This is a genomic window from Pseudomonas simiae, from assembly GCF_900111895.1.
GTDB lineage: Bacteria > Pseudomonadota > Gammaproteobacteria > Pseudomonadales > Pseudomonadaceae > Aquipseudomonas > Aquipseudomonas simiae.
In genome coordinates, this window is sequence record NZ_FOKB01000011.1 from 108,380 (window position 1) to 135,074 (window position 26,695).

27 protein-coding genes are annotated in these 26,695 nt (G+C 61.9%); 12 read left to right on the forward strand and 15 right to left on the reverse strand.

The window, feature by feature from the left end; translation table 11 throughout:
* Positions 1-97: 97 nt before the first annotated feature.
* The 3 genes from BMZ57_RS25910 to BMZ57_RS25920 are packed head-to-tail and all read left to right on the forward strand — an operon-like array spanning position 98 to position 2,125.
* On the forward strand, positions 98-730 hold the full coding sequence (locus tag BMZ57_RS25910; RefSeq protein WP_010212144.1) for a carbonic anhydrase: 633 nt from the start codon (positions 98-100) through the stop codon (positions 728-730).
* 30 nt (positions 731-760) lie between these two features.
* Positions 761-1,231 (forward strand): cyanase, encoded by a 471-nt coding sequence (gene cynS / locus BMZ57_RS25915; RefSeq protein WP_010212145.1) that lies wholly within the window; start codon positions 761-763, stop codon positions 1,229-1,231.
* A gap of 54 nt (positions 1,232-1,285) precedes the next feature.
* Positions 1,286-2,125, forward strand: coding sequence for a cache domain-containing protein (locus BMZ57_RS25920; RefSeq protein ID WP_010212147.1), 840 nt, complete (start codon positions 1,286-1,288; stop codon positions 2,123-2,125).
* A 132-nt stretch (positions 2,126-2,257) separates the two neighbouring features.
* On the opposite strand, the gene BMZ57_RS25925 is transcribed toward BMZ57_RS25920, so the two are convergent.
* Positions 2,258-3,775 (reverse strand): MDR family MFS transporter, encoded by a 1,518-nt coding sequence (locus BMZ57_RS25925; protein ID WP_044288111.1) that lies wholly within the window; start codon positions 3,773-3,775, stop codon positions 2,258-2,260.
* A 66-nt stretch (positions 3,776-3,841) separates the two neighbouring features.
* On the reverse strand, positions 3,842-5,026 hold the full coding sequence (gene pobA / locus BMZ57_RS25930; protein ID WP_175439680.1) for a 4-hydroxybenzoate 3-monooxygenase: 1,185 nt from the start codon (positions 5,024-5,026) through the stop codon (positions 3,842-3,844).
* A gap of 189 nt (positions 5,027-5,215) precedes the next feature.
* On the opposite strand from pobA, the gene BMZ57_RS25935 reads away from it, so the two are divergent.
* A complete protein-coding gene (locus BMZ57_RS25935; protein ID WP_010212151.1) occupies positions 5,216-6,094 on the forward strand; it encodes a helix-turn-helix domain-containing protein in 879 nt (292 codons plus the stop codon).
* A 43-nt stretch (positions 6,095-6,137) separates the two neighbouring features.
* Here the strand turns inward: BMZ57_RS25935 and BMZ57_RS29620 are convergent, their stop codons facing one another.
* Positions 6,138-6,314: a hypothetical protein gene (locus BMZ57_RS29620; protein ID WP_021491014.1), complete on the reverse strand. Its 177-nt coding sequence runs from the start codon at positions 6,312-6,314 to the stop codon at positions 6,138-6,140.
* Positions 6,315-6,412: 98 nt separating this feature from the next.
* Entirely contained in the window at positions 6,413-7,318 is a 906-nt protein-coding gene (locus BMZ57_RS25940; RefSeq protein WP_010212155.1) for a LysR family transcriptional regulator, read from the reverse strand.
* A gap of 104 nt (positions 7,319-7,422) precedes the next feature.
* Here BMZ57_RS25940 and BMZ57_RS25945 point away from each other — a divergent pair, with 104 nt between their 5' ends.
* Entirely contained in the window at positions 7,423-8,289 is an 867-nt protein-coding gene (locus BMZ57_RS25945) for an MBL fold metallo-hydrolase (protein WP_069673302.1), read from the forward strand.
* Positions 8,290-8,323: 34 nt separating this feature from the next.
* Entirely contained in the window at positions 8,324-8,938 is a 615-nt protein-coding gene (locus BMZ57_RS25950) for an NAD(P)-dependent oxidoreductase (RefSeq protein ID WP_069673303.1), read from the forward strand.
* Between the two features lie 55 nt (positions 8,939-8,993).
* Here BMZ57_RS25950 and BMZ57_RS25955 read toward each other — a convergent pair whose 3' ends face one another.
* Positions 8,994-9,872 carry a LysR substrate-binding domain-containing protein gene (locus BMZ57_RS25955; RefSeq protein ID WP_021491017.1) on the reverse strand — a complete coding sequence of 293 codons (879 nt, stop codon included), beginning with the start codon at positions 9,870-9,872 and terminating at the stop codon, positions 8,994-8,996.
* A gap of 111 nt (positions 9,873-9,983) precedes the next feature.
* Between BMZ57_RS25955 and BMZ57_RS25960 the strand changes: the two genes are divergently transcribed.
* The 4 genes from BMZ57_RS25960 (at position 9,984) to BMZ57_RS25975 (ending at position 15,522) form a co-directional block, all read left to right on the forward strand.
* The gene (locus tag BMZ57_RS25960) at positions 9,984-11,609 is read left to right on the forward strand and encodes a 5-guanidino-2-oxopentanoate decarboxylase (protein WP_069673304.1); all 1,626 of its coding nucleotides are present in this window, start codon (positions 9,984-9,986) and stop codon (positions 11,607-11,609) included.
* A complete protein-coding gene (locus BMZ57_RS25965) occupies positions 11,606-13,048 on the forward strand; it encodes an aldehyde dehydrogenase family protein (RefSeq protein ID WP_069673305.1) in 1,443 nt (480 codons plus the stop codon). The genes BMZ57_RS25960 and BMZ57_RS25965 overlap by 4 nt, the downstream gene beginning before the upstream one ends.
* 213 nt (positions 13,049-13,261) lie before the next feature.
* Complete coding sequence (locus BMZ57_RS25970) at positions 13,262-14,449, forward strand: cyanate transporter (RefSeq protein ID WP_010212165.1); 1,188 nt, start codon at positions 13,262-13,264, stop codon at positions 14,447-14,449.
* Between the two features lie 137 nt (positions 14,450-14,586).
* Entirely contained in the window at positions 14,587-15,522 is a 936-nt protein-coding gene (locus BMZ57_RS25975; RefSeq protein ID WP_021491021.1) for a LysR family transcriptional regulator, read from the forward strand.
* 13 nt (positions 15,523-15,535) lie between these two features.
* Here the strand turns inward: BMZ57_RS25975 and BMZ57_RS25980 are convergent, their stop codons facing one another.
* The 9 genes from BMZ57_RS25980 to BMZ57_RS29625 form a co-directional block, all read right to left on the reverse strand.
* Positions 15,536-15,898, reverse strand: a complete 363-nt coding sequence (locus tag BMZ57_RS25980; protein WP_010212167.1) for a 5-carboxymethyl-2-hydroxymuconate Delta-isomerase — start codon at positions 15,896-15,898, stop codon at positions 15,536-15,538.
* A 48-nt stretch (positions 15,899-15,946) separates the two neighbouring features.
* Positions 15,947-16,870, reverse strand: coding sequence for a LysR substrate-binding domain-containing protein (locus BMZ57_RS25985; protein WP_010212169.1), 924 nt, complete (start codon positions 16,868-16,870; stop codon positions 15,947-15,949).
* A gap of 57 nt (positions 16,871-16,927) precedes the next feature.
* On the reverse strand, positions 16,928-18,244 hold the full coding sequence (locus BMZ57_RS25990; RefSeq protein ID WP_010212170.1) for an MFS transporter: 1,317 nt from the start codon (positions 18,242-18,244) through the stop codon (positions 16,928-16,930).
* Positions 18,245-18,299: 55 nt separating this feature from the next.
* Positions 18,300-19,622, reverse strand: coding sequence for an MFS transporter (locus BMZ57_RS25995; RefSeq protein WP_021491022.1), 1,323 nt, complete (start codon positions 19,620-19,622; stop codon positions 18,300-18,302).
* A 73-nt stretch (positions 19,623-19,695) separates the two neighbouring features.
* Positions 19,696-20,574 (reverse strand): SMP-30/gluconolactonase/LRE family protein, encoded by an 879-nt coding sequence (locus BMZ57_RS26000; protein ID WP_042570717.1) that lies wholly within the window; start codon positions 20,572-20,574, stop codon positions 19,696-19,698.
* Positions 20,575-20,639: 65 nt separating this feature from the next.
* Entirely contained in the window at positions 20,640-21,572 is a 933-nt protein-coding gene (kce, locus tag BMZ57_RS26005) for a 3,5-dioxohexanoate:acetyl-CoA acetone transferase (RefSeq protein WP_010212174.1), read from the reverse strand.
* A gap of 67 nt (positions 21,573-21,639) precedes the next feature.
* Positions 21,640-22,428 (reverse strand): SDR family oxidoreductase, encoded by a 789-nt coding sequence (locus BMZ57_RS26010; RefSeq protein WP_010212176.1) that lies wholly within the window; start codon positions 22,426-22,428, stop codon positions 21,640-21,642.
* On the reverse strand, positions 22,425-23,147 hold the full coding sequence (locus tag BMZ57_RS26015; RefSeq protein WP_010212177.1) for a GntR family transcriptional regulator: 723 nt from the start codon (positions 23,145-23,147) through the stop codon (positions 22,425-22,427). The genes BMZ57_RS26010 and BMZ57_RS26015 overlap by 4 nt, the downstream gene beginning before the upstream one ends.
* A 209-nt stretch (positions 23,148-23,356) precedes the next feature.
* Positions 23,357-23,500, reverse strand: coding sequence for a hypothetical protein (locus BMZ57_RS29625; protein WP_010212178.1), 144 nt, complete (start codon positions 23,498-23,500; stop codon positions 23,357-23,359).
* A gap of 196 nt (positions 23,501-23,696) precedes the next feature.
* Between BMZ57_RS29625 and BMZ57_RS26020 the strand changes: the two genes are divergently transcribed.
* Positions 23,697-25,001: an MFS transporter gene (locus BMZ57_RS26020; protein ID WP_021491026.1), complete on the forward strand. Its 1,305-nt coding sequence runs from the start codon at positions 23,697-23,699 to the stop codon at positions 24,999-25,001.
* Complete coding sequence (locus tag BMZ57_RS26025) at positions 25,001-25,759, forward strand: substrate-binding domain-containing protein (protein ID WP_069673306.1); 759 nt, start codon at positions 25,001-25,003, stop codon at positions 25,757-25,759. The genes BMZ57_RS26020 and BMZ57_RS26025 overlap by 1 nt, the downstream gene beginning before the upstream one ends.
* On the opposite strand, the gene BMZ57_RS26030 is transcribed toward BMZ57_RS26025, so the two are convergent.
* The gene (locus BMZ57_RS26030; protein WP_010212183.1) at positions 25,751-26,653 is read right to left on the reverse strand and encodes a LysR family transcriptional regulator; all 903 of its coding nucleotides are present in this window, start codon (positions 26,651-26,653) and stop codon (positions 25,751-25,753) included. The genes BMZ57_RS26025 and BMZ57_RS26030 overlap by 9 nt on opposite strands.
* Positions 26,654-26,695 lie beyond the last annotated feature (42 nt).

The window sequence follows — 26,695 nt, forward strand, 5'->3', positions numbered from 1 at the left end:
TAGGCATGACCAATAGCAACCATCATAAACCGGTCTTGGACGCTATAACTTAAAACTTCCATCCTTGCCCCCATCAGCGACGCAAGGAGAACCTCCCATGCAACATCTCATCGACGGCTTCCGTAAATTCCAGGCCGAAGCCTTTGGCCAACGCAGCGACTTGTTCAAGCACCTGGCCACCACCCAAACCCCCGGCACGCTGTTTGTGTCCTGCTCTGACAGCCGCGTCGTCCCCGAGCTGCTGACCCAGCAGGAACCGGGCGACCTGTTCGTGATCCGCAATGCGGGCAATATCGTGCCGTCCTACGGCCCGGAGCCAGGCGGCGTATCGGCCACCGTCGAATACGCGGTGGCGGTACTGGGGGTCAGTGACATTGTGATCTGCGGCCATTCCGACTGCGGCGCGATGACTGCCATCTCCACCTGCAAATGCCTGGACCATCTGCCCGCCGTGGCCAATTGGCTGCGCCACGCCGAGTCGGCCAAGGTGATCAACGCCGCCCGCCAGCACGCATCGGACGCCGCCCGCCTGGATTCACTGGTGCGTGAAAACGTGATCGCCCAATTGGCCAATCTCAAAACCCACCCTTGCGTCGCCCTGGGCCTGGAACAAGGCCGGCTGAGGTTGCACGGCTGGGTGTACGACATCGAAACCGGCGCCATCGACGCCCTGGACAGCCGCAGCGGGCACTTCGTTTCGCTGCTCGGCCAGCCCACTCACGCTGCCTGATCCCCCTTTTCCAACCCAGAGGACCTCACCATGTTGCAATCCAACTTCTCACAAACCCCACGCCTGGCCCTGGCCGATACCGTTATCGACCTCAAGGCACGCAAGAACCTGTCCTGGCAGGACCTCACCGACGGCACCGGGCTGAGCCTGGCGTTCGTCACCGCCGCCCTGCTCGGCCAGCACCCGCTGCCCAAGGAGGCTGCAGACGTGGTCTGCGACAAGCTCGGCCTGGACCAGGATGCCAGCCGACTGCTGCAAAGCGTGCCCCTGCGCGGCAGCTTTCCCGGCGGCGTGCCAACGGACCCGACGATGTACCGCTTCTACGAAATGCTCCAGGTCTACGGCTCCACCCTCAAGGCACTGGTGCATGAGCAATTTGGCGACGGCATCATCAGTGCAATCAACTTCAAGCTGGACATCAAGAAGGTCGAGGACCCGGACGGCGGCTCCCGCGCGGTAATCACCCTGGACGGCAAGTACCTGCCGACCAAACCCTTCTGAGTCGCCCGCGACCGTCTACGCTCTTGTCACATCAACAAGAACGAGGGACGGGTAATGAAGGTATTGTTCCGACTCACCTGGCTGCTGCTGTTGTGTTTCAGCCAGGTGCACGCCACAACGACTCAGGATGAAGACGCCAAGGCGGCCAAGGCGCTGCTGGAAAAAGCCTTGGCCTACTACCACAGCAATGGCGACAAAGCGTTTGCCGCCTTCAGCCGACAGGGCGAATTCATCGACCACGACCGCTATGTGTTCGTGGTCGACACCCAAGGCGTGCTGCTGGCCAGCGGTGGCCCCTCCTCCGCCTTGATCGGCCGTGATGTGTCCGAAGTGCTGGGGCCGGATTTGCGCCAATCCTTCAAGGATGCGCTCAAGGTGTCGGAAGATCAGGGCATCCAGCAGGCCGACTATCGCTGGCAGAATTGGAACGATGGCAAGGTTGAACACAAGCATGTGTTCTATCAGCGCGTGGGCGAACGCATCCTCGCGGTAGGTTATTACCTGCCAAGGGCCACGCCGGAACAGGCCCGGGCCCTGCGCGACAAGGCCGCGACGGCCTTGCTCAAGGATGAAACCGGCACGCTCAAGGCGATCAACTCACTGCAGGGCGGTTTCCTGCAGGATGACCTCTATGTGTTCGTGGTGGATCTCGATACCCAGCGCTATGTGGCCCATGGCACCAACCTGCGCCTGGTCAACACCGACTTCAGCAAGATCAAGGACCCGGACGGCAAGCCGGTGGGCGAGCCGATCCTCAAGTTGATGGCCGAGCAGCACCAGGGCGAATACACATACCGCTGGAAAAATCCGGTCACCGACAAGGTCGAGAACAAGCATGCGTATATGCGCAAGGCCGGGCATTTCATGGTGGCGGTCGGGTATTACAGTCCGTAATAAGGAGTGCAATGCTATTCATTGCAAGAGCTGGCTTGCCTGCGATGGCGGTTCATCAGTTACAGAGGTACTAACTGCCCCACCACCATCGCAGGCAAACCAGCGCCCGCCTTTGAATCTTCAGGGTGTCCGTTATTTTGCCTTGTCGTCACGGCCGCGCAGCACCCGATTCGGCATCGCAATCGCCGCCGCCAACCCCAACAGGGATACCGCCGCACTCACCATCAACAAATGCCGGAACGTCACCGCCAACTCCCCGCGCAAGGCATCCTGCGCCGGGCCAGGGGCGGCATTGAGGCCGTCGAGCAGCACGTTACCGGAACTGCCCTCGGCCACCCGCGCGCCGCTGGCCAGGTGAGCAAAACTGGAATCCTGCAACAGCGCCAGCAACAGTGCCGACATGCACGCCACCCCGACTGCCCCGCCCAGGGAACGGAACAAGTTGGTGGTGCTGGTGGCGACGCCGATGTCGCGCTGTTCCACCGAGTTTTGCGTGCCGACCAGCGAAGTCGGAAACTGCATGCCGGCCGCGATCCCACACAGCAGCATGAACACGGCCGTCAGCCCCACTGCCTGGGGCGCGCTCAGGGCCATGCCGAGGATCGCAAACGGGCTCAGCAATGCACCGCTGAGGATCATCGGTTTATAGCGCCCGGTCACCGAGGTCATGCGCCCGGCAAAATAGGCACCCATTGGCAGGCCCATGGCCAATGGCAGCAAGTGCAGGGCCGCGCTGTCCGCGCCGGAGCCGGTCACCGTCTGATAACGCAGCGGCATCAACACCGTCAGGGAAATCGCCTGGAAGCTGGTGAAAAAGATCGTACACCAGCACAACACCGCACTGCGGTTGGCGAACAAATGCATCGGCAACAACGGCTCCCGCGCCCGGCGCTCGTGCCAGACAAACACCGTCAACGCCACCAGAGCAATCATCAACAGCCCCAGCACTTCGTCGTCACGCCAATGATGACCCTGACCGATTTCGGTGATACCCAACAGCAAGGCGGTCAAGCCGATGATCATCAGAACAGTGCCGAGGTAATCGATGATCGGCTTGCGCTGCGGCACCGGCAGCCCCACCAGCGTGCGATGGGCCACGTACCAGGCGCCGGCGCCCAAGGGCAGGTTGATCAGGAACACCCAGCGCCACGACAGGTACTCGGTCATGTAGCCGCCGAGCACCGGCCCGGCTACGCTGGCGACCGCGTACATGCTGCTGAAATAGCCCTGGTAGCGGCCACGCTCACGGGGCGCGATGATGTCGCCGATGATCGCCTGGCTCACCGAGATCATGCCGCCGGCGCCGATGCCCTGGAGGATCCGCGCCAGCACCAGTTGCTCCATGCTTTGCGCCATGCCGCAGAACAGCGAGGCCAGGGTGAACAGGCCCATGCCGATCAGCATCATCGGCCGCCGCCCGTACAGGTCGCCGAGCTTGCCGTAGATCGGCACCGCCACGGTCATCGCCACCATGTAGCCCGAGATGACCCAGGCCAGCAGGTTGACGTCGTGGAACTGCGCGGAAATAGCAGGCATGGACACGGCGACAATGGTCTGGTCCAAAGCCCCCAGGAAGATCGCCATCATCAGTGAGGCGAGGATGCTGCGCACAGCGGGCAGTGGCGGAGCAGGCTGATTGAGGTGCGTCACGGCAAGACCTTCGAGCAGGGCCCGCGGGAAAAGGCGGCCCACGGGAATGCTCGATACGATAGCAGGCTATTCGATAGCTTCGTAAGGAAGTCCGACGTAATTTTCTGCGATGGTTTTGCGACCTGCCTCGGAGTGGATGAAGTACTCAAGCTCACTCTCGGCGATGCGCTGGGTGAAACCGTCGGCCTCGGGAAACTGATGCAACATCGAGGTCATCCACCAGGAAAACCGTTCGGCCTTCCACACCCGCCGCAGGCAGATGGCGGAATAACGCTCCAGCAGATCCACGCGCCCTTCGCCGTAGACCTTGAGCAGAATCCGGTACAGCGTACTCACATCACTGGCCGCCAGGTTCAAACCCTTGGCCCCGGTGGGCGGCACGATATGCGCCGCGTCGCCGAGCAGGAACAGGCGTCCGTACTGCATCGGCTCCACAACAAAACTGCGCAACGGCGCGATGCTTTTTTCGATCGACGGGCCCGTCACCAACTGTTCGGCGAGATGGCTGGGCAGGCGGGTTTTCAGTTCGTCCCAGAAGCGTGCGTCGGACCATTCGTCAATCGGTTCCTCCACCGGCACTTGCAGGTAATAGCGACTGCGCGTCGGCGAACGCATGCTGCACAGCGCAAAACCGCGCGAGTGCTTGGCGTACACCAATTCAGCGTGTACCGGTGGGGTGTCGGCGAGGATGCCCAGCCAACCGAAGGGATAGACCCGTTCGAAGACCTTGAGCGATTCAGCCGGGATCGACTGGCGCGCAACGCCGTGGTAACCGTCGCAACCGGCGATGTAGTCACACTCCAGGCGAAAGGCTTCGCCCTGATGTTCGAAGGTCAGCCAGGGTCGATCACTTTTGAGGCCGTGGGGCTGCACGTTGCGCGCTTCATACAGGGTGGTGGCGCCTGCGGCGGTACGGGCGGCCATCAGGTCGCGGGTGACTTCGGTCTGGCCGTAGATCATCACCGACTGGCCGCCGGTCAAGCCCTTGAGGTCGATGTGCGTCAGTTGGTCGTTCAGTGCCAACTCAAAACCGTCATGCACCAGGCCTTCGCTGTCCATGCGCCGGCTGACGCCCGCCTGCCGCAGCAGGTCGACCATGCCTTGTTCCAGCACCCCGGCACGGATGCGGCCTTGCACGTAATCGGCGCTCTGGCGCTCTAGGATAAGGGTTTCGATCCCCGCTTCATGGAGCAGTTGACCGAGCAGCAATCCGGAAGGACCGGCGCCGATAATGGCGACTTGGGTTTTCAGCGTTTTCATTATTTTTATGGCCCGCAATTTCCACCCGAACGGATCGGGTGAAAGAGTTGTCATTGGTCTTGTTGCTGACATTTTTCACTTGAGTGAGCGGCATAAGAAGGTGAAAACTGAGCCAAAGCCTGCGCTTTTTGCCAATCGGGGCGATTACCGCACCACTCTGCCGAGTATCGGGTTGAAACCATGACCAAAACCGCAATTCCGGTCTTCAAGCTTTACGGGGAACACCAGCAATGGCCCACCCCCGATTTGTTGCACTGCGAAACCATTTCCCGGCGCAGTCGGGAATACCAGTGGGAAATCCAACCCCACCGGCACGCGGATCTTTGCCAATTGCTGTACGTGCACAAAGGCCAGGCACAGTTGGAAATCGAAGGTCAGCGCACCACGCTGAATGAGGCGACCTTGCAGGTATTGCCGCCACTGTGTGTACACGGCTTCCGCTTTCCCGAAGACGTTGAAGGCTACGTAGTGACACTGTCGGCGCCGTTGGTCAGCCACCTGCAAGCACAGCTGGGCACAACGGTGGATGGTTTGCAGACACTCGGCAGCTACCCGGCAGGTAAAGACAGTGATTACCTCAATAGCCTGTTCGCCCGCTTGCAGGACGAATACGCCGATGAACAACCGGCACGGGACATGATGATGCACGCGTTGGTCAGCGTGTTGCTGGTGTGGATCAGCCGCCAGGCCATCCAGCGTCGTCACCCGCGGGCGCCGAGGGGGCGTGAATACTTCCGGCGTTTTACCCAGTTGGTCGAGCAGCATTACCGCGAACACCCGAAGATCGAAGACCTGGCCCACAAACTGGGGATCTCGGTCTCACACTTGAACGGGACGTGCCGGGAGTTGGGTGGGCAACCTGCGCTGCAGATCATGCATGACCGCCAATTGCTGGAAGCCAAGCGCCTGCTGACTTACACCAGCATGACCATCAATGAAATGTCAGAGGTGCTGGGCTTTTCCGATCCGACCAACTTCTCTCGGCTGTTTCGCCGACGGGTCGGGTTCTCGCCCAAGGCGTTTCGCGAACAGCTGAAGGCCGAAGCGCCACACAGCTAAGGTTGGAAACCGATATCTGTGGAAACTCTACACAGCCTCACTGCTAGCGCAAGGCACTGAAACTGCCGGTACGCGGAACGCATTGATCCTGATGGCAGCTGATCGCAAAGGTCGGCTGCATACGGGTCTGCTCCACGCGGTAGGCGGCGGCCCCGTAGAGTGCGCTGGCAAGGGCGCACAGGCTGAAAATCATCAGGTACTTCCTGGTTTTAATGCTCATGGCACAGACCTCTGCGGATCTACAGGGTGCTGTCTAAAGCATAGGTCAACCCCGCCGAGTTGCCATTATCGGGCGACATTCAACAGGGTTATGTCGAGCTAAAGACCCACATCCCACGCCGGTTCCTCCGGGAACCGCAGCACCAGGAAATCCAACAGGCTGCGCAACGCCGAGGGCATGTGCTTGCGCGAGGCGTACACCGCGTAGATGTTCATCTGCCGCGGCTCGGCCTCGGGCAACAAGCGCACCAGTTCGCCACGACGGATGTAATCGCCCGCCTGGTAAGTGGGCAACATCGATACCCCAGCCCCGGCCAACGTCACACGCAACAGCGTGCTGGCCTCGTTGGAGGTGATATTGCCGTTGATCGGCACCGAGACATGCTCGCCCCGCTCTTCGAAATGCCACAGGCTTTTACCGAAATAGGAATGGGTGAGGCAATTGTGCGCGGCCAGGTCTTCGACTTTCTGCGGGGCCGGATGCGAAAGCAGGTAGGCCGGCGAAGCACACACCACTGAGCGGCACACCGTCAGGCGCCGGGCAATCAAGTTGGGATCCAGGTCATTGCTGGTACGGATGGCCAGGTCGATGCGCTCATCCACCAGGTTCACCGTACGATCGAGCATCTGCAGGTCGACTGTCACCAGCGGGTAGCGCTTGACGTACTCGGCAATGGCCTCAGCCAATTGCGCCTGGCCGAAAGACGTACTCACACTCAGACGCAGCAGGCCACGGGGGGCGTCGTCGGGCTCGCTGACGGCGGCCTGCATATCGCCGCACAGTTCCAGCAATTGCCGACAGCGTGGCAGGGTTTCACTGCCGGCCGCCGTGAGGCTGAGCTTGCGCGTGGTGCGGTGCAGCAAACGTGCACCGACCCAGTCTTCCAACTCGGCCAGGTAACGCGACACTACCGGCCGTGACAGGTCCAGATGATCGGCTGCAGCGGACTGGCTGCCCAAGTCCACCACGGTGACAAACACACGCATTGCTTGAAGACGATCCATGATCTGCCCGATTTCAGAAACAAACTATGTCCCAGCATCGCATTTTTAGTCTGGTTTTGTGCAACTAAGCTCTGTGCATCCTTTAACGATGCTGGAGCTGCCCGATGTTCTCAACCTTCAAGCGCTTGACCCTGGCCACCGCCGCCCTGGCCTTCGCCGCCCATGCGGCAGCGGCCGACCTGAGTCTGGACGTGTACAACCCAGGCGAAGCCGCGATCTTCCCGGTCAGCTCGGTGCTGGTCAGCGGTGCCAAAGACGCGATCCTGGTGGACGCCCAATTCGGCAAAGGTCAGGCCGAGCAACTGGTGCAGAAGATCCGCGCCAGCGGCAAACACCTGACCACTATCTACATCAGCCATGGCGACCCGGACTACTACTTCGGCCTCGACACGCTCACCGCTGCCTTCCCTGACGCCAAGGTGCTGGCCCCGCAACCGGTGGTCGACCACATCAAGGCCACCGTGGCCGGCAAGCTTGAGTTCTGGGGCCCGAAAATGGGCGCCGACAAGCCCGCCAAAACCATCGTGCCGCAGGCACTCGAAGGCTCCAGCCTGAGCCTGGAAGGCCAACAGCTTGAGGTGATCGGCCTGGAGGGCCCGCAGCCAGACCGCAGCTTTGTCTGGATCCCGTCGATCAAGGCCGTGGTCGGTGGTGTGGTTGTCGCCGAAAACATTCACCTGTGGATGGCCGACACCCAGAGCGCGCAGTCCCACAAAGATTGGCTCGCCACCCTGCAACGCATCGAACAGCTGAAGCCGCGCACGGTGGTGCCAGGCCATTACCTGGGCACGCCGACACTCGCTTCCGTGGCCTTTACCGCCGACTACATCAAAGCCTTCGACACCGAGACCGCCAAGGCCAAGGATTCTGCCGCCCTGATCGCGGCCATGAAAAAGGGTTACCCCACCCTCGCCGACGAAAGCTCGCTGGAACTGAGCGCCAAAGTCGCCAAGGGCGAAATGAAGTGGTGAAGGGTGTTTAAACCCCAACGTACTGGAGAACGTCATGAGCAAGATTGCAATCATTGGTGCCACCGGCCGTGCCGGTAGCCAACTGCTGGAGGAAGCCCTGCGCCGCGGGCATAGCGTTGTGTCGATCGCACGTCACACCGACACGCTGGCGGAGCGCCCTGGCGTGATCGCCAAGCAAGTGGATGCGCTGGATGCACACGCCCTGCAGCAGGCCGTGAGCGGCAGCGATGTGGTGATCAGTGCAGCGCACTTCGCCACCCTGCCCGCCAGCGCCGTGATCGGGCCGGTGAAGAAAGCCGGGGTGAAACGCCTGCTGGTGGTGGGCGGTGCCGGTTCACTGTTGCTGCCGGGTGGCGGTCGGGTGATCGACAGCGAAGGTTTCCCGGCTGAGTACAAAGCCGAAGCCAGTGCGGGGGCTGCGTTTCTCGATGCGCTGCGTCAGGAGAAGGAACTGGATTGGACCTTCCTGTCGCCGTCGGCGGAGTTCGTTGAGACCGAACGCACCGGCACCTTCCGTCTGGGCCAGGATGATCTGTTGGTGAGCAGTGAAGGCCGCAGCTGGATCAGCTTTGCCGACTATGCCATCGCCTTGATCGACGAAGTGGAATCGCCAAAGCACTCCCGCCAGCGTTTCACCGTGGGCTACTGACCCAACGCGGTTTAAAACGGTGGGAGCTGGTTTGCCTGCTCCCACCGTTTGATCTTCAGTGTTGCGAGAGTTGCGCTTGGCTGACCAACCAATCCATCAGGGCTTCAAGCCCGGCGGAAGGCTTCGTCCCCGGCGGATACACCAGGTAATACCCCATCCCCGTCGGCACCCGCAGTTCAAACGGCATCACCAACCGCCCCGCCTTCACATCCTCGCCAATCAACGCACTGTCGCCAATCGCCACACCGGAACCCTGGGACGCCACCGTCATCGCCAGGTCCAGCGTTTCAAAATGATGCCCCTGGCTCAGATTGCCCAGCCGTGTATTCGCCGCCTTCAGCCACAACGCCCAGTCGCGTTCATCCCGCGTGGGGTGCAGCAAGACCTGTTGCTGCAAATCTGCCGGTGTGCACACGCCATTGAGCAGTGCCGGTGCGCACACCGGTGTGAGTTGTTCATCGAACAGATGCCGCGCCTCGGCCGATTGCTCGGCGATGGGCGCATAGATCACCGCCGCATCGAATTGCTCGCGGCGAAAGTCCACCGTGTAGGCCACGGTAGTGGTGAGTTCCACCGGCACGTCCGGGCGTTCCTTCTGCCATTGCATAAGGCGTGGCAGTAGCCAGCGCATCACACACGTGGAAGCCTTGAGTTGCAGGGTCTGGCGGCGACTGCCGATCTGCTCCACCGCCTCGCCGAGCAGGCCAAACACCTGCTGTGCGCGCAGTGACCACTCGCGCCCCTCTTCGGTCAGCCTCAAGCCCCGCGCCTGGCGTTGGAACAGTGCGTAGCCCAGATGGCCTTCCAGCCCCGCGATCTGCCGGCTCACCGCGCCTTGGGTGATGTGCAACTGCTCGGCGGCGCGGGTGAAGTTGCAGCACTGGGCCGTGACCCAGAAGGTGTGCAGCGCGGGCAGTGGCGGGAGGCGTTTCATAGGAACGGAGCCATGACGTGAGGACATGGCTAGTATGACTTTTTATCGATTGTTGCCGCTACGGCCCAGCCGGTCCAATAACGCCTTACCTCAACAACAAGAGCGACATGTATGGCGACCTGCGGCGAAGTATTGGTCAAGCTCCTGGAAGGCTACGGCGTGGACCAGGTGTTTGGCATCCCCGGCGTGCACACCGTGGAGCTGTACCGCGGCCTGGCCCGCTCCAGCATCCGTCACGTCACCCCGCGCCACGAACAGGGCGCCGGCTTCATGGCCGACGGTTATGCACGCACCCGCGGCAAACCCGGCGTGTGCTTCATCATCACCGGCCCCGGCATGACCAATATCACCACCGCCATGGGCCAGGCCTATGCCGACTCGATCCCGATGCTGGTGATTTCCAGCGTGCAGTCGCGCAACCAATTGGGTGGCGGACGCGGCAAGCTGCATGAGTTGCCGAACCAGAGCGCGATGATGGCCGGCGTGGCGGCGTTCTCCCATACCTTGATGTCAGCGGCGCAATTGCCGGGCGTGTTGGCGCGGGCGTTTGCGTTGTTCCAGGCCGGACGGCCGCGCCCGGTGCACATCGAAATCCCGCTGGATGTGCTGGTAGAAAATGCCGACGCACTGCTGGGCAGTGAACCGGTCAGTGTGGCCCGAGCCGGTGCGGCGCCTTCAGCGGTCAAGCACATGAGCCAGCTGCTCGCGGCGGCCAAGAAACCCTTGATCCTGGCCGGTGGTGGCGCCATCGACGCCGCCCCGGAACTGACCCGACTGGCCGAGGTACTCGGCGCGCCGGTGGCCCTGACCATCAACGCCAAAGGCCTGCTGCCCTCCAGCCATCCGCTGCTGATCGGCTCGACCCAGACCCTGGTGGCCACCCGCGCGTTGGTGGCCGAAGCGGACGTGGTATTGGCCATCGGTACCGAGCTGGCGGAAACCGACTACGACGTGACCTTCGCCGGTGGTTTCGAGATCCCCGGCGCCCTGTTGCGCGTCGACATCGACCCCGACCAGACCGTGCGCAACTACCCGCCGCAAGTAGCACTGGTGGCCGATGCGCAAATCGCCGCGCAAGCGCTGTTGACCGAGTTGGGCAGCGAACCCTTGCCAGCGCGTAACAGCGCGTGGGGCGCTCAACGTGTCGCCCACTTGTGGGCTGAACTGACACCCACCTGGGACACCGCCACCCGCGCGCAAACCCTGTTCCTCAACACCGTCCTGGAAACGCTGCCCAATGCCGTACTGGTCGGCGACTCCACCCAGCCGGTGTACAGCGGCAACCTGACCCTGAACCTCGATCACCCGCGCCGCTGGTTCAACGCGTCCACCGGCTACGGCACCTTGGGCTACGCCCTGCCCGCCGCCATCGGCGCCTGGCTGGGGCGTGGCGATGGGCAGCCAGTGGTGTGCCTGATCGGCGACGGCGGCCTGCAATTCACCCTGCCGGAACTGGCCAGTGCCGTGGAGGCGCGCACGCCGGTGATCGTGTTGCTGTGGAATAACCACGGCTATGAAGAGATCAAGAAATACATGGTCAACCGCGCCATCGAGCCGGTCGGCGTGGACATCTACACGCCGGACTTTATCGGTGCGGCCAAGGCACTGGGTTGCGCCGCCGAAAGCATTCAAGGTGTTGAGTCGCTACGCGTGGCATTACGCGCCGCAGCTGATCGCCAAGGGCCGACGTTGATTGAAATCAACCAGGGGCTGTGGATGAAGGCGGTGACGGTATGAACGCGGTATTGAACGGTGTGTATATCAATGGGGCATGGCGTGCCGGGCATGCCTCGCTTGAGGTGATCAACCCCGCGACTGAGGCCGTCCTGGCCCATGTCAGTATTGGCGACGCGAACGCGGTGGCTGAGGCGGTCGAGGCCGCCAGCGCCGCCTTCAGCGCCTGGTCGAAAAGCACCGGCCGCGATCGCGCCGCGCTGTTACGCACGATCGCCCAAGGCGTGGGCGAGCAGCGCGAACACCTGATGCACCTGCAGTCGAGCAATAACGGCAAACCGCTGTTTGAAGCCGCGATTGATGTGGACGATGTGATCGCCACCTTCGACTACTACGCCAGCGTGGCCGAGGCGATGGATGCCAGCCAGGATCGCCCGGTGGAGCTGCCCAGCACTGACTTCAGCGCCCGCCTGCGCCGTGAGCCATGTGGCGTGGTGGGGCTGATCGTGCCGTGGAATTTCCCGATGGTGACCACTGCCTGGAAACTCGCCCCGGCGCTGGCGGCCGGCTGCTGCGTGGTGCTCAAGCCTTCGGAAGTCACGCCGTTGGCGGAGTTGCAACTGGCGCGGATTATTGCCGAGGCCGGCTTGCCGACCGGGGTATTCAACCTGGTGTGCGGCACGGGCCTGGACGTCGGAGCGCCGCTGGCGGCGGATCGCCGCGTGGCGAAGATTTCCTTCACGGGCAGCAACGCCGTCGGCGTGCAGGTGATGCAGCGCGCCGCCGAAACCATCAAGGGTGTGAGCCTGGAACTGGGCGGCAAATCCTCCCTGCTGGTGTTGGCCGATGCCGACCTCGACCTGGCGGTGGAGCTGGCCTGCGGCGGTGGCTTCTTCAACGCAGGGCAGATGTGTTCGGCCACCAGTCGTGTGTTGGTAGCCGACAGCCTGGCGGATGAGTTCCTTCGACGTCTGCAGGCGCGGGCCGAAGGCATTCGCGTGGCTGACCCCTTTGCCGATGACGTGGAAATGGGCGCGCTGATCAATCGCGTGCACTATCAGCGTGTGCGGGGGCATATCCAGCGCGGCGTTGAAGCTGGCGCACGCCTGCTGTGCGGCGGCGACCGCCCGGTGGATCTGCCGAAAGGTTTTTTCATTCGCCCGACCGTGTTCACCGACGTACCGCTGGACAGCGCGTTGTGGAACGAAGAGATCTTTGGCCCGGTGCTCTGCGTACGACGTTTTACCTGCGAAGCCGAGGCCATCGCCCTGGCCAATGACAGCGATTTCGGCCTGGTGGCGAGTGTGGTCAGCGCCAGCACGGAAACCGCCGAGCGTGTGGCGAATGCCTTGCAGGCCGGGCTGGTATGGATCAATGCACCGCAAGTCATCTTCCCGCACACCGCGTGGGGCGGCTACAAGCAGAGCAGCATTGGTCGCGAGTTGGGGCCCTGGGGCCTGGCAGCGTTTCAAGAGATCAAGCACGTGATCAGATCCAACTAACACCGAAGATCCCCTGTGGGAGCGGGCTTGTTCGCGAAGCGGTGCGTCAGTCGATGAATGCATTGGCTGAATCACCGCTTTCGCGAGCAAGCCCGCTTTTTGATCAGCGGTGAATCCGTCACCTGCAATTTTTCAATAGCCTCTGCGACTTTCTCATTTGCCCCCTCCTCCCACCCATGGCCTGATTCCCCCTTGTTCTTTCAAGGCCGTCCCATGGAAACCGTTCAAACAAAACCCATTACCGCCGCCTGGCTGATGATCAGCGTCGTACTGGTCGCCCTTAACCTACGCCCGTCGATGGCCGCTGTCGGCCCCCTGTTGTCCTCGATTCGCGGCGACGTGCCATTAAGTTTCAGCAGCGCAGCCCTACTCACCATGTTGCCGGTGATGGCCATGGGCTTGGCAATGTTCTTTGGCATGGGCCTGGCCAAGCGCTTCGGCGAGCACCGCAGCATCGGGGTGTCGCTGGTGGTAATTGGCGTGGCGACGTTGTCGCGGCTGTTCCTGGATTCGGCGCTGGAGTTGATTGTCAGCGCCGTCGCCGCCGGCGTGGGGATCGCGATGATCCAGGCGCTGATGCCGGCGCTGATCAAGTCGCGGTTCAGTGACAACGTCTCGCTGTTCATGGGCCTTTACGTCACCGCGATCATGGGGGGCGCGGCGCTGGCGGCATCGTTTGCACCGTTCGTGCAGGTGCAGACCGGCAGCTGGCGCATCGGCCTGGCGATTTGGGCCGTGCTGGCACTGTTGGCCTTGGTGTTTTGGTACGCCCAGCGCTCAGCGTTGCCGCCACTGCCCCAAACCGGCGTCGGGCCTCAGGCGTCATTTTTCGGTAACGGGCGCGCGTGGTTGCTGGCGGTGTTTTTCGGCCTCGGCACCGCGTCCTACACCTGCGTACTCGCCTGGCTGGCGCCCTACTACGTGGAGCAAGGGTGGAGCGAGCAGAACGCCGGCTTGCTGCTGGGTTTCCTGACGGCCATGGAAGTCGTGTCCGGTCTGGTCACCCCCGCCATCGCCAACCGTCGCCAGGATAAACGCGGCGTGGTGGCGGTGCTGCTGGTGCTGATCATCCTCGGTTTCTGCGGCCTGATTCTGAGCCCGCAACACCTGAGCCTGCTGTGGCCTTGCCTGCTCGGCCTGGGCATCGGCGGCTTGTTCCCGATGAGCCTGATCCTGTCCCTCGACCACCTGGACAACCCGCGCCGCGCCGGTGGCCTCACCGCGTTTGTGCAGGGCATCGGCTACCTGATTGCCGGGGTGTCGCCGCTGATCGCCGGGATCATCCGTGACCAACTGGGCAGCTTCGAATGGGCCTGGTGGTCGCTGACGGCGGTAATCGGGCTGATGCTGTTGATCGTCACGCGTTTCAACCCAAGGCATTACGCGCGACATATCCGTTGAGGTCGTGTTGCAAACAATATTTGTCTCACCCCAAACATAGAAACGTCCTACAGAGCATTCTATTGGCACGCTCGTTCCGTTAAGCTTTTATGCTGTCTTGTACTGAGTTCGGTACAACGGGTTTACGGACGAAACCGATGTTAAACAGTAACTTGCTCAGAAAGCTCGATATGCAGGACTTGATGGTGTTTATCGCCGTCTATGACCAGAGCAGCGTTACCGAGGTGTCTGAAACGCTGTTTGTCAGCCAGTCCACCGTGAGCTACAGCCTGAAGAAGCTGCGTACCAGTTTTGAAGACGAGCTGTTTATCAACACGCGGGCCGGCATGCGGCCGACGTACAAGGCCACCACCATGTACGGCCATGTGCAGAAAATCCTCGAAAGCATCAACCTGTGCCACGCCGGTGGCCAGGCCTTCGATCCGACGCAGAAGGCCGTGACCTTTAACGTGTGCGCACCGGAATATTTCGAGCAATTGATCCTGCCGCGCCTGCTGAAGAACTTCGATCACGCCGACCTGCCGGTGATCGTCAATGTGCAGAAGCTGGAAACCGACATCCCCGCCGACGCCTTGCGTGAAGGTCGCCTCGACCTGGTGATCTGCTTCGGCCCCAACTTCCACCGTGCCCACAAAGACTTCCGCACCCAGATGCTGCTGGAAGACGACCTGGTGTGCGTATTCGACAAACGCTCGGCACCGCGGGAGCCGGCCTTCAGCCTGCATTCCTTCGTTGAACGACGCCACGTGTTTCCCACGCCGTGGACCTCCGATACCAACATGATCGACGGCTGGCTCGCGCGTCAGGCCCACAAGCGCCAAGTGATCGCCCGCGCCAACAGCTACAGCGCGGCGCTGAAAATGATCACGGGCACCGACTTCATCGTCACACTGCCCCGTCGCGTGCAAAAACTGTTGGCACCGGCCACAGTGTTCGGCCATTGCGAAGCGCCGAACGGCTTGCCGGGGTTCACGCTGGAAATGCAGTGGAACGAAACCAGTGAACAGGACAGTGCCAATACCTGGTTCAGGGAACAGGTGGTCAAAGTCTGCGCGGATCAGGGTTTACTTTGAAGCGTGCGGTGGGTCAGCCGATGGCGACTTTACTGTAGGAATCGCGATCCATGTCTACCAACTGGACACTCAGTTGAACCTGCACACCTTCCGGCCAATCGCCCAGATCCTGCAGTGCCGCCAGCAGGCTTTGCGACAGCTGCTGCTTGACCTGCGGCGACCGCCCGCTGAGCAGCGATAGCTTCACCGCGATAAAGCCGCGTGGGTCGAGGGACGTGCCCACTTGGAACGTCTCGACTTTGACTGCACGGCTTTTGATATCGAACTCGGAACCGAACTGGCCGGACCCCATCAGCACATTGTTGAGCCGCAACAGGGTTTTCTCGACGGCAAGGCCGGTCAGGTTGGCGGTGTATTCCAGGTGCAGGTGTGGCATGGAGGGCTCCGAGTTTTTTGTAGGAAGATACCTAGATATACCACGGAGTCAGGCCTTGGTCGCCAAACCTCGATCACTCATGAACGCTTCCAGTCGCGAGCGTACCCAACGCTCGGCAGGGTCGGTGTCCACATGGCTGAGCCAGACCATGGACAAATCCAGGGTCGGCGTCTCGAACGGGAACGGCTCACAGAACAAGTGGCCCGACACGGCCATGGCCTCGGCGGTGTAGTCCGGCAAGCTGGCGATCAGGTCGGTGCCGGCGAGCAAAGCCGGCAATGCGCTGTATTGCGGCACCGACAACACCACCTGACGCTTGCGGCCGATTTCCGCCAGCCACTCATCGGCGAACCCCGCCACGTTGGCGGTGTGGGACACCAGCACATGGGGGCGTGAGCAATATTCATCGAGGGTCAGCGGTGTTTCCGAGGCATCGGCACGCAAGATGCGCGGGCGGATATGGCGCAGCAGCTTGCGCTTGGCGTTCGCCGGCAGGCCACGGGTCTGGGTGATGCCCACGGTGATATCACCGGAGGCCAGCAGGTCGGGAATGCGCCAGTAGTCCACATGTTGCACCACGAACACGACTTGCGGCGCTTCCTGGCGCAGCGAGCGCAGCAGCGGCGGTAACAGGCCGAACTCGACGTCATCGGACAGGCCGATGCGAAAGGTCATGGTGCTGATGGACGGGTCGAAGTCGTGGGTCAGGCTCAGGGCCGAGGACAACGAATCCAGCGCCGGCGACAGATGCTGGATGATTTCCTCGGCCCGCGCCGTGGGCTCCATGCGGTGGCCGACGCGAATGAACAGCGGGTCGTTGAACAACGTGCGCAAACGATTGAGGGCCGAACTGATGGTCGGCTGGCCGAGAAACAGCTTCTCCGCCACACGCGTCACGTTGCGCTCCAGCATCAGCGCTTCGAACACCACCATCAGGTTGATGTCGGCCTTGCGTAATTCATTGCGATTCATCGGCGCCTGCCCATTTCCCAAGACAAGCCGCAGTGTAGAAAGCCCCGTAGCCGGCGTCTACGTGTAGGACGCTTCGCTGGCCTGTGCGCCACGCTCAGGCTCATGTCCCATGCGCAAACGCAATGCCGCCAGCGCTGCGACCACCAACACCAGCGCAATCACTTTCAAGCCATTCATCGCGTTGCCGGTGCTTTGCTCGATCACCCCCATCACCGAGGGCCCGACAAACCCACCGAGCAGTCCGCACGCGTTGACGAAACCCAGGCCGCCCGCCAGCGCAACGCCTTTGAGGCGTGAAGCCGGGTACAGAAAAATGATCGACTGCACCACGAAGAACATCACCGCCGACAGGCAAAACCCGAGCAGGCTGAACACCGGCCCCGACACCGACGCAATGCCCAGGCCCAAGGCCATGGTCAATAACCCCGTGACCAACAACCGCCGGCAACGTCCGGGCGTGGTGGCAAAACGCGGAATCAGCAAGGCACCGAGTGCCGCCGCGATCCACGGCAACGAGGTCAGCAGGCCGACGCTCATGGTGCTCAGTTCGCCGTATTTGCTGATAATGCTCGGCAGGAAAAAGATCACGGTATAGATAGTGATCTGGTGACAGAAGTACACAAAGATCGCCAGCAGGATTTGCGGGGTCAGCCAGTTTTTCAACGAGTGACCGCCCTCGCCCGCGCCCTCCTCGGTTTCCTGGGCGATGCGCTGTTCGATCCCGCGTGCTTCCTCGGCCGACAGCCACGGCGCCTTGCTCGGGCGGTCCGGCAGTTTGCGCCAGACCACCCAGGCAAACGCCACCGCCGGCAAGCCTTCCAGCATGAACATCCACTGCCAGCCGTGCCAGCCAAGCATCCCGTCCATGCGCATCAAGGCCGCGCCCACCGGGCCGCCGATGATGTTGGCGAAGCACACGCCGAGCAGGAAATAACCGGTGGCGCGCGCCCGTTGTTCACGGTTGAACCAGTAGGTCAGGTAGAGCATGACACCCGGAAACAAGCCGGCCTCGGCAATGCCCAGCAACAGGCGCAGCACGTAGAACGAGGTCTCGCCTTGTACAAAGGCCATGGCCGCTGAAATCAGGCCCCAGGTCACCATGATCCGCGCGATCCAGAACCGTGCGCCCACCTTGTGCATGATCAGGTTGCTGGGGATTTCCGACAGCGCATAGGTCAGGAAAAACAGCCCCGCGCCCAAGCCATACGCTGCGGCGGAAATGCCCAGGTCGACGTCCAGGTGATGCTTGGCCAGGGCGATGTTGGTGCGGTCCAGAAAGCTGAGGATGTAAGCGATGATCAGCAAGGGCATCAGCTTGACGAACATCAGTTTGTTCAACGCCTGCGGTGTACGGGCGGAGGGGGTGGTAGTCATCGGCAATTCCTCTTGGCGCCCCGCCAGCCGGGCTGGGGGACGCATCGATGTTGTTCTAGGAGTCGAGTTGCACAACCAAGGCCTGGGGGCGATGGGAAAACAGTTGCAGCAGCGCGCCGCCCAGGGCGCAGCCGGCCATCACAAAGAAACACACGGTGTAGCCGTGCAGCGTGGTCCAGCCGCCGCCCATGGCGATCAGGCTGCCCATCAGCACGGGCGCCAGGCCGCCCCCGATGAACATTGCGGTGGTGATGATGCCGTTGGCGGTCGACGTTGCCGACGGTTCGGCGGAGTCACAGGCCACTGCGTAGTAGATCGGCCACACCGCATTGGCCACCAGGCCGAACAGCAGTTGCACGACCACGATCAATGTCAGGGTGTTGGCGAAATAGAACGCGCCCACACTCGCCGCCATCCATAGCCCGCAGATGATCAGGGTGGTGCGTCGGCCGATGATGTCCGACAGCGACGGCCACACCAGTTGCCCGAGAATGCCGGTGAGGGTGAACACCACACTCATCCCCGCCGACTCGGCCAGGGACAGCCCGGCGATGTTGTACAGGTAGGCCGGCAGCACGATGTTGACGCCCATGTACACCACTTGGGTAAGCATCGTATTACCGGCCGTGAGGGCGATATTGCGGTTGCGCAAGGTGGCGACGAAGGTCCGCCAGGCTTCACCCTTTACCGAACTGGCCGGGGCGTTGTCCGGTGGGGTCATGCCTTTGGCGGCGATGTCGACGTACAACGCGGTGATGCGTTCAGCGGTGGAATAACGCGCCCAGAAGATCATCAGCGGCAACGCCACCACGAAGGCGAAGAAGAACACATAGCGCCAGTTCTCCTCACCAAACACGGTGATGACGAAACTCGCAACAATCCCGCTGAGCATCGCGCCGATCGGATAACCGGTGTGGTGCGCACCCAAGGCAAACCCGCGACGCTCCACCGGCCACCATTCGGCGGTATTGCTCACCCCTACCGGTTCGCCCCAGCCGGCGCCGAGGTTGACGCCGACGCGCAGGGCAATGAAGGTGGCGAGGTTGCCGCTCAAGGCCTTGAAGCCGGACAAAAACGAAATGGCGGTGTAGCCCAGCACCAACGGCACCTGAAAGCGCGCACGTTTCCAGCCGCCACCGTATCGGTCGCTCCACATCGAACCGGGGATATCCAGCAGCGCCAGGGCCAGCATGACCACCGTGGCCACGGTACCCCACTGATCGGCGGATAAATCGAAATGCTTGGAGATGGTCGGCCCCAGGCGCAACACGATCTCACGGTCGTAGGCGTTAAGGATCCAGATCATCCAGCAGACCAGCAGCGATACCCAGGAATGCCGGTGAATGCTGCGCAGCGACGCTTTTTTTATAGTTGCCATGGGCCTCTCCAGGCGCGCGAGGGCGCGCACTGACACAAGGTTGCGAAGGAATATGCCTTGTCACACACACGCGCTAGCTGGCGAACCGTCGCTCGGCTATTCCTTGCACGCCCAACCCGGTAATGGCGAACAGCGCTCCGCGCTGCTGGCCGTCTGCCGGAAAACGCGGCAACGGCGGCTTGGCCATGGAGGTCACAAACAGGGTGTCCAGGTTCGGCCCGCCAAAAGTCAGGCTGGTGACCTTTTTCACCGGCATCTGGATGATGCGGTCGACAAAACCTTCTGGGGTATAGCGCACCAGCTTCCCGGCATAGACCAACGCCTGCCATAGGCAGCCTTCGGCATCCACGGTGCAACCATCGGCGGCGCCCCCGCCGCGGGTATCGACCTTGGCGAAGGTGCGGCGGTTGCTCACGTTGCCGGTGGCGAGGTCGTAGTCGTAGGCCCAGATCTCGCCGGACCAGGTGTCGCAGAAGTAGAAGGTGTCACCCGACGGGCTCCAGCACGGGCCGTTGGACACGATGATGCCTTCGTCCAGGGTGTGCAGGCTCAGGTCGGCGTCCAGGCGGTAAAGCTTGGCGCTGGCGTTGTCTTCCTGGGTGTCCATGGAGCCGAAGATAAAGCGGCCCTGGCGGTCGACCTTGCCGTCGTTGAGGCGGTTGTCTGGCAGATGCGGTTCCGGATCAGCGATCAGGTTGAGTTCACCGCTCTTGAGGTCGAGTGTGTGCACGCCGTTTTGCAGGGCGACAATGGCCGACTCACCGTCCTGGCGCAGGGCCATGGAGCCGATTTTCTGGCCCACCTCCCAGGCGCGCAGTTCGCGGCCGTCGTCGGTGCAGCGCAGGATGCGGCCGTCGGCGCTGTCGATCCAATACAAGCGTTGTTGCTCGACGTCCCACACCGGGCCTTCGCCCAGGGTGGTCTTGACGTCGACAAGCACTTCGATACGCATGGTGTGATCCCCTTATTGTTGTTGTGCGGGATGCAGGCCGCGCCTTGACGCGGCGGTTAGTCGGGTTAGAAATTGACCTGGTCGCGCCCTTTGAGCCCGAGGATTTCCCGCGCTTCATCCGGCGTGGCGACGCGGTGCCCCAGCGCTTCGATCACCGTACGAATGCGCCGGACCTGATCGGCATTCGACGCCGCCAGTTTGCCCGGGCCATCCCACAGCGAATCCTCAAGCCCCACTCGCGCGTTGCTGCCCATGGACAGGCCCATGGTCGCCAGCGGAATCTGCCCACGCCCGGCGCCGAGGATCGACCACACGTAGTCGCTGCCAAACAGACGGTCGGCGGTACGGCGCATGTGCGCCAAGTCTTCCGGGTGCCCGCCGATACCGCCGCGCAGGCCGAACACCGACTGGATGAACAGCGGTGGCTTGAGCAGGCCGCGCTCCAGAAAATGCGCGGCGGTGTAGAGGTGGCCGATGTCGTAGCACTCAATCTCAAAACGGGTGCGGTTTTCGGCGCAGGCATTGAGGATGTGGGTGATGTCGCGGAAGGTGTTGCGGAAGATTCGGTCGTCACTCTCTTCCAGGTACGGCCGCTCCCAATCGTGCTTGAAGTCGGTGAAGCGGTTGAGCATTTCGTACAGGCCGAAGTTCATCGAGCCCATGTTCAGCGAGGCCAATTCCGGCTTGAACTGCATCACCGGCTGCAGGCGCTCTTCCACCCCCATGGTCGGCGCACCGCCGGTGGTGATGTTGATTACCACGTCGCTGGCGGCCTTGATCTGCGGCAGGAATTCGGCGAACAGTGCCGGGTCCTGGCTGGGGCGACCGTCGTTGGGATCACGGGCATGCAGGTGCACAATCGCGGCGCCGGCTTCAGCGGCACCGATGGCGGCGTCGGCAATTTCCTGGGCGGTGATCGGCAGATGTGGCGACATCGACGGTGTATGAATCGCACCGGTAACGGCGCAGGTAATGATGACAGGACGATTTTTGGACATGACGAATCTCCGACTTTTATTCTTATGAAAAAAATCCTGGGTATTGCGCGATGTGGTCTTGCGTGGCTTACAGGTACTCGACGTTACCGTCGACGCTGATCGCCTGACCGGTCACGTTGCGTGCGGCGGGCGAACAGAGAAACAAGGCCATGGCTGCCACGTCTTCGGCGGTGACCATGCGCTTGAGGGAAATCTTGTTGAGGTATTCCTGGCGCATCTCGGCTTCGGGCACGCCGACCTGTTCGGCACGCGCACGGATCACGCCGTCCATGCGCGGGCCTTCGACGATGCCGGGCAGCAAGGCGTTGACGCGGATATCGCTCTCGCCCAGCTCCGAAGCCAGGGATTTCATCAAGCCGACGATCGCCCATTTGGTTGCCGCATAGGGCGTGCGCCACGCGTAACCCAAGCGCCCCGCCACCGAGGCGATATGCAGCAGATGGCCGTGGGACGATTCCTTGAGCATCGGCACTGCGTGGTGGGCAAACCGGTATTGCGCGGTGAGATTGATGTTGATGGTGGCTTGCCACTCGGCGTCGCTGATCGCATCGATCCCGCCGGTGGGCCCGGCGATCCCGGCGTTGTTGACCAACACATCGAGGCCACCGAAATGCTCGCGCTGCACCTTGAACACCGCCTCGATCTGCGCGGCGTCGCTGACATCGGCGCGGGTGGCGACGGTGCCTGGGTATTTGTCGCGAAACACCGCCAGGGCCGACTCGCTCACATCACACACATGCACCTGGGCACCGGCTTCCAGATACGCCGCCGCCAGCACTTCACCAATGCCGGCAGCCCCGCCGGAAATCAACACACGTAACCCAGGATAGGGCTGCAGCCGTTGTAGGACACTCATGCACGTTTACCTCCTGAAACAGACGACCGCGAACGGTCGTTCTTGACGAGCAGGCGCGCGAGGGAGTCGGCGGCCTGCATGATGTCATCGGTCACCGCTGCGCGCGCCCCCCCGCCATCGCGGGCAGCCAGGGCTTCGACAATGCGCGTGTGCGCCTCCATCGAGCGTTGCAGGTGAGCTTTATCCGGGGCGACCAGCGCAAAGCACGGGCCCATGTGCAGCCAGAAGTTTTCCACGGCGGCCATGGTCAACTCGGCCTGGGCCACGGCGTAGATGCGCCGGTGAAAGGCAAAGTTGGTCCACAGGTAGCGGGACACGTCGACTTCGTCGGCGGCGTGCTGCATTTGCTGGCACAGGTCAGTGATTTCATCGAGGTCGGCCTTTTGCAGGAGCAGCACGGCTTTTTCCGCCAGCAGCCCTTCGAGGGCGACCCGGGCATCGCGAATTTCCCGCAGGCGTTCGACCGTCATCAAGCGGACGCGCAGACGGGAGGTCTCGGTGACTTCAAAAGCGTTTTCGGCGCTGAGGCGCTGCAGGGCTTCACGCACCGGCATGGGACTGGAACCGAGGGCTTCGGCGAGGCCGCGGATGGTGAGCTTCTGGCCGGGTTGGAAACGGCCACTCATCAAGGCTTCGCGGATCTGGCGGTAGACCTGGTCTTGCAAGGTATCGCGGGACACCTGGCGCAGGGTGGGCAGGAGAAGCGGACCATCTGTCATGAGGCAAAACCTGTGTTGTCGTTCTTATGGCCTCAATATGTGATCACAAATCAAATATGTCAAATAGTTTCCCACCCCGATAGCGCACATCACACATGTGGGAGCGGGCTTGCTCGCGAAAGCGGTGGGCCCGCCAACACATTGGTTGACTGACGCACAGCGTTCGCCAGCAAGCCCGCTCCCACAGTTTGACCCTATCTAACCTGGGACTACGGCTTGAGTGGACGCTCCTGATCCCGCTCGGAAAGCTCTGTCCCATCATCGGGATGTTTCCAGGTCTGCGGTTTTTCTTCCTCCCGCTGCCGGGTCTGCTCACGCTCCCGCTCATCCCGTTGCTTCTGTTGGTCAGTCATCGCCACCTCCCGTCCGTAAGACTTGGTCAAACCTTCAGCATAGAACAGCGAATGCGTTGTTGATCTATTACCGATTGATAGCGAAGACACATCAATGCATCCAAATTTGTCACTTATCATTTCTAAATGTGTCAGCCACTATTCTCGGTCTTAGGCGAAACAAGCACTTTAAAAAGAACGCTGGAGACACAAAACCATGACTAGCCCTACCCGACCCGACTCTGCCCGCTCGAAAGTGGGTGCGGTATTCCGCGTTACTTCGGGCAACTTCCTCGAACAATTCGACTTCTTCCTGTTCGGTTTTTACGCCACCTACATCGCTGCCGCATTCTTCCCTGCCGCTAATGAGTTTGCGTCATTAATGATGACCTTCGCCGTGTTCGGTGCAGGCTTCCTGATGCGTCCGTTGGGCGCGATCATCCTAGGGGCCTACATCGATGACGTCGGTCGCCGCAAAGGGTTGATCGTGACGCTGTCGATCATGGCCAGCGGCACGCTGCTGATCGTGCTGGTCCCCAGCTATCACACCATCGGCCTGTGGGCGCCTTTGCTGGTGCTGCTCGGTCGCCTGTTGCAAGGCTTCTCGGCCGGCGCTGAACTGGGCGGTGTGTCGGTGTACCTGTCCGAAATGGCCACGCCCGGCCGCAAAGGCTTCTACACCAGCTGGCAATCGGGCAGCCAACAGATCTCCATCGTGGTCGCCGCCGCGCTGGGTTATGGCCTGAACGTGTGGATGGAACCCGCCGTGGTAGCGGATTGGGGCTGGCGCATTCCGTTCGCCATCGGCTGCGTGATCATTCCGTTCATCTTCATCCTGCGTCGCAGCCTGCAGGAAACCGAAGAGTTCGCCAACCGCAAGCATCGCCCGACCATGCGCGAAGTGCTGGCGACCCTGGTGAAGAACTGGACCGTGGTGATTGGCGGCATGCTGATGGTGGCCATGACCACTACCGCGTTCTACCTGATCACGGTGTATGCGCCGACCTTCGGCAAGACCGTGCTGCAATTGAGCACGTCCGACGCTCTGTTAGTGACCCTGCTGGTGGCAGTGTCGAACTTTATCTGGCTGCCGATCGGTGGCACCCTCAGCGACCGTTTCGGCCGCAAGCCGGTGCTGATCGCCATGACCGTGCTGACGGTTCTGACCGCTTATCCAGCGCTGTCCTACGTGGTAAATGCACCGAGCTTTGCCCATATGCTGGAAACCCTGCTGTGGTTCTCCTTCCTCTACGGCCTGTACAACGGCGCAATGATCCCGGCGCTTACCGAAATCATGCCGGTGGAAGTGCGCGTGGCGGGTTTCTCCCTGGCCTACAGCCTGGCCACCGCGATTTTCGGTGGTTTTACCCCGGCGATCTCTACCTGGTTCATCCACATCACCGAAGACAAAGCCTCGCCGGCCTACTGGATGATGTTCGCCGCAGCGTGTGCACTGTGCTCGACCCTGGCGTTGTATCGTCGCGCCAATGCTCGCGGACAAGTCATGCAGGGGGCGGCGTAATGACGGCGTTATATAAAACCCTATCGGCGCTGGCCCTTGGCGTCCTGTCGCTGTCGGTCCAGGCCGAACAGCTCAAAGTGATGACCTCCGGTGGCTTCACCGCCGCGTATAAAGTGCTCGGCCCGCAGTACGCCAAGCAAAGCGGCGACAGCCTCGAAACCATTTTGGGTCCGTCCATGGGCAAGGCGCCGGAAGCAATTCCCAACCGCCTGGCCCGTGGCGAACACGCCGACGTGGTGATCATGGTCGGTTACGCCCTGGATGAGCTGATCAAACAAGGCAAGGTCGACCCGGCCTCCCGTGTGGAACTGGCGGACTCGCGTATCGGCCTGGTGGTGAAGGCCGGCGCGGTCAAACCTGCGATCGGTACTGACGCCGAGCTGAAAGCCGTGCTGAGCAAGGCCAAATCCGTGGCTTACTCGGACAGCGCCAGCGGTGTGTATGTCGAGAAGGAGCTGTTCAAGAAGCTCGGCATGCCGGCCAAAGGCACCATGATCGAACGCCTGCCGGTGGCCGAGCAGGTGGCCAAGGGCGACTACGAGGTGGGCTTGCAGCAGGTCGCGGAACTGTTGCCGGTGCCGGGTGTGACCTACGTCGGCAAGATTCCGGAAGACGTGCAATCGGTGACGCGCTTCGCGGCGGGCATTCCGCTCAACGCCGAACACCCGGAGCAGGCCAAGGCGTTGTTGCAGTATCTGGCGTCGCCCCAGGCGCAACCGGTGGTACAAGCCACCGGCCTGGACTCGGTGTCACCCTGACCGAAACGGCATCTCCCGCACCAACCGCTCCAACTCCAGCGCCGCTGGCGGCAAGGTCCGCCCGCGGCGTTTGATCAACCCCACATTGCGCATCACCTGAGGCTCCACCAGCGGCACACTCACCAGAATCGGGTGCTCGACCGCCGGCATCGCAATCGACGGCACCATCGCCACTCCCAGCCCCGCCTCCACCAGCCCAATCATGGTGGTCACGTGGTGCGTCTCGCAGATACTCGGCTTTTTCACCCGTACGCCGCGCAAGGCCTGATCGAGCAGGAAGCGGTTGCCGGAGGTCTTGTCCACGGTGATGTAGTCGTGTTCATAGGCCTCGGACCAGGGCACGCTGTCGCGCTGTGCCAGTGGGTGATCGCGGCGACAGGCCAGCACGTAGCGCTCCTGCAGCAGCAGTTCGAACTCCACGTCATCGGCCAGGCTGCCGCTGAAACTCACGCCGAAATCTGCCTCGCCACTTTCCACGGCATTGCACACTTCACCGGCACTGGCATCCAGCACCCGCAGGCGAATCTTTGGATACAGCTTGTGGAATTCGGAGATCACGTGGGGCATGAAGTAGTACGCCGTCGACGGCACGCAGGCGATGGTGACATTGCCCATGCGTGTGGACGCGACATTGCTGATGCCCATGAGCGCGAGATCGAGATCGTCGAGCATGCGCTCGACCTTAGGCAGGAAGGCACGGCCGACCATGGTCAGGCTGACGCGCCGCGTGGTGCGTTCGAACAGCTTCACATCCAGGGCGGTCTCAAGCTTTTCGATACGCCGGCTGAGGGCCGGCTGCGAAATCCGGATGGCTTCGGCGGCACCGCGAAAACTGCCCTTGTCTACCACGGCGCGAAAGGCTTGGAGGTCGTTGAGGTCGAAGTTGATGATCACGTGAGGGCCAATGTGGTCGAGGTAGCGGGCATTATCGTACGG

What these genes read in the sequence shown, in the direction of transcription:
- BMZ57_RS25995 (WP_021491022.1), bottom strand. Translation starts at nt 19,622, where the DNA reads ATGGCAACTATAAAAAAAGCGTCGCTGCGCAGCATTCACCGGCATTCC.
- BMZ57_RS26015 (WP_010212177.1), bottom strand. Translation starts at nt 23,147, where the DNA reads ATGACAGATGGTCCGCTTCTCCTGCCCACCCTGCGCCAGGTGTCCCGC.
- BMZ57_RS29620 (WP_021491014.1), bottom strand. Translation starts at nt 6,314, where the DNA reads ATGAGCATTAAAACCAGGAAGTACCTGATGATTTTCAGCCTGTGCGCC.
- cynS (WP_010212145.1), top strand. Translation starts at nt 761, where the DNA reads ATGTTGCAATCCAACTTCTCACAAACCCCACGCCTGGCCCTGGCCGAT.
- BMZ57_RS25980 (WP_010212167.1), bottom strand. Translation starts at nt 15,898, where the DNA reads ATGCCACACCTGCACCTGGAATACACCGCCAACCTGACCGGCCTTGCC.
- BMZ57_RS26000 (WP_042570717.1), bottom strand. Translation starts at nt 20,574, where the DNA reads ATGCGTATCGAAGTGCTTGTCGACGTCAAGACCACCCTGGGCGAAGGC.
- BMZ57_RS25965 (WP_069673305.1), top strand. Translation starts at nt 11,606, where the DNA reads ATGAACGCGGTATTGAACGGTGTGTATATCAATGGGGCATGGCGTGCC.
- BMZ57_RS25990 (WP_010212170.1), bottom strand. Translation starts at nt 18,244, where the DNA reads ATGACTACCACCCCCTCCGCCCGTACACCGCAGGCGTTGAACAAACTG.
- BMZ57_RS25935 (WP_010212151.1), top strand. Translation starts at nt 5,216, where the DNA reads ATGACCAAAACCGCAATTCCGGTCTTCAAGCTTTACGGGGAACACCAG.
- BMZ57_RS25945 (WP_069673302.1), top strand. Translation starts at nt 7,423, where the DNA reads ATGTTCTCAACCTTCAAGCGCTTGACCCTGGCCACCGCCGCCCTGGCC.
- BMZ57_RS25955 (WP_021491017.1), bottom strand. Translation starts at nt 9,872, where the DNA reads ATGAAACGCCTCCCGCCACTGCCCGCGCTGCACACCTTCTGGGTCACG.
- BMZ57_RS25920 (WP_010212147.1), top strand. Translation starts at nt 1,286, where the DNA reads ATGAAGGTATTGTTCCGACTCACCTGGCTGCTGCTGTTGTGTTTCAGC.
- BMZ57_RS29625 (WP_010212178.1), bottom strand. Translation starts at nt 23,500, where the DNA reads ATGACTGACCAACAGAAGCAACGGGATGAGCGGGAGCGTGAGCAGACC.
- BMZ57_RS26010 (WP_010212176.1), bottom strand. Translation starts at nt 22,428, where the DNA reads ATGAGTGTCCTACAACGGCTGCAGCCCTATCCTGGGTTACGTGTGTTG.
- BMZ57_RS25975 (WP_021491021.1), top strand. Translation starts at nt 14,587, where the DNA reads ATGTTAAACAGTAACTTGCTCAGAAAGCTCGATATGCAGGACTTGATG.
- BMZ57_RS25910 (WP_010212144.1), top strand. Translation starts at nt 98, where the DNA reads ATGCAACATCTCATCGACGGCTTCCGTAAATTCCAGGCCGAAGCCTTT.
- BMZ57_RS25940 (WP_010212155.1), bottom strand. Translation starts at nt 7,318, where the DNA reads ATGGATCGTCTTCAAGCAATGCGTGTGTTTGTCACCGTGGTGGACTTG.
- BMZ57_RS26025 (WP_069673306.1), top strand. Translation starts at nt 25,001, where the DNA reads ATGACGGCGTTATATAAAACCCTATCGGCGCTGGCCCTTGGCGTCCTG.
- BMZ57_RS26020 (WP_021491026.1), top strand. Translation starts at nt 23,697, where the DNA reads ATGACTAGCCCTACCCGACCCGACTCTGCCCGCTCGAAAGTGGGTGCG.
- BMZ57_RS25960 (WP_069673304.1), top strand. Translation starts at nt 9,984, where the DNA reads ATGGCGACCTGCGGCGAAGTATTGGTCAAGCTCCTGGAAGGCTACGGC.
- BMZ57_RS25950 (WP_069673303.1), top strand. Translation starts at nt 8,324, where the DNA reads ATGAGCAAGATTGCAATCATTGGTGCCACCGGCCGTGCCGGTAGCCAA.
- BMZ57_RS25970 (WP_010212165.1), top strand. Translation starts at nt 13,262, where the DNA reads ATGGAAACCGTTCAAACAAAACCCATTACCGCCGCCTGGCTGATGATC.
- kce (WP_010212174.1), bottom strand. Translation starts at nt 21,572, where the DNA reads ATGTCCAAAAATCGTCCTGTCATCATTACCTGCGCCGTTACCGGTGCG.
- BMZ57_RS25985 (WP_010212169.1), bottom strand. Translation starts at nt 16,870, where the DNA reads ATGAATCGCAATGAATTACGCAAGGCCGACATCAACCTGATGGTGGTG.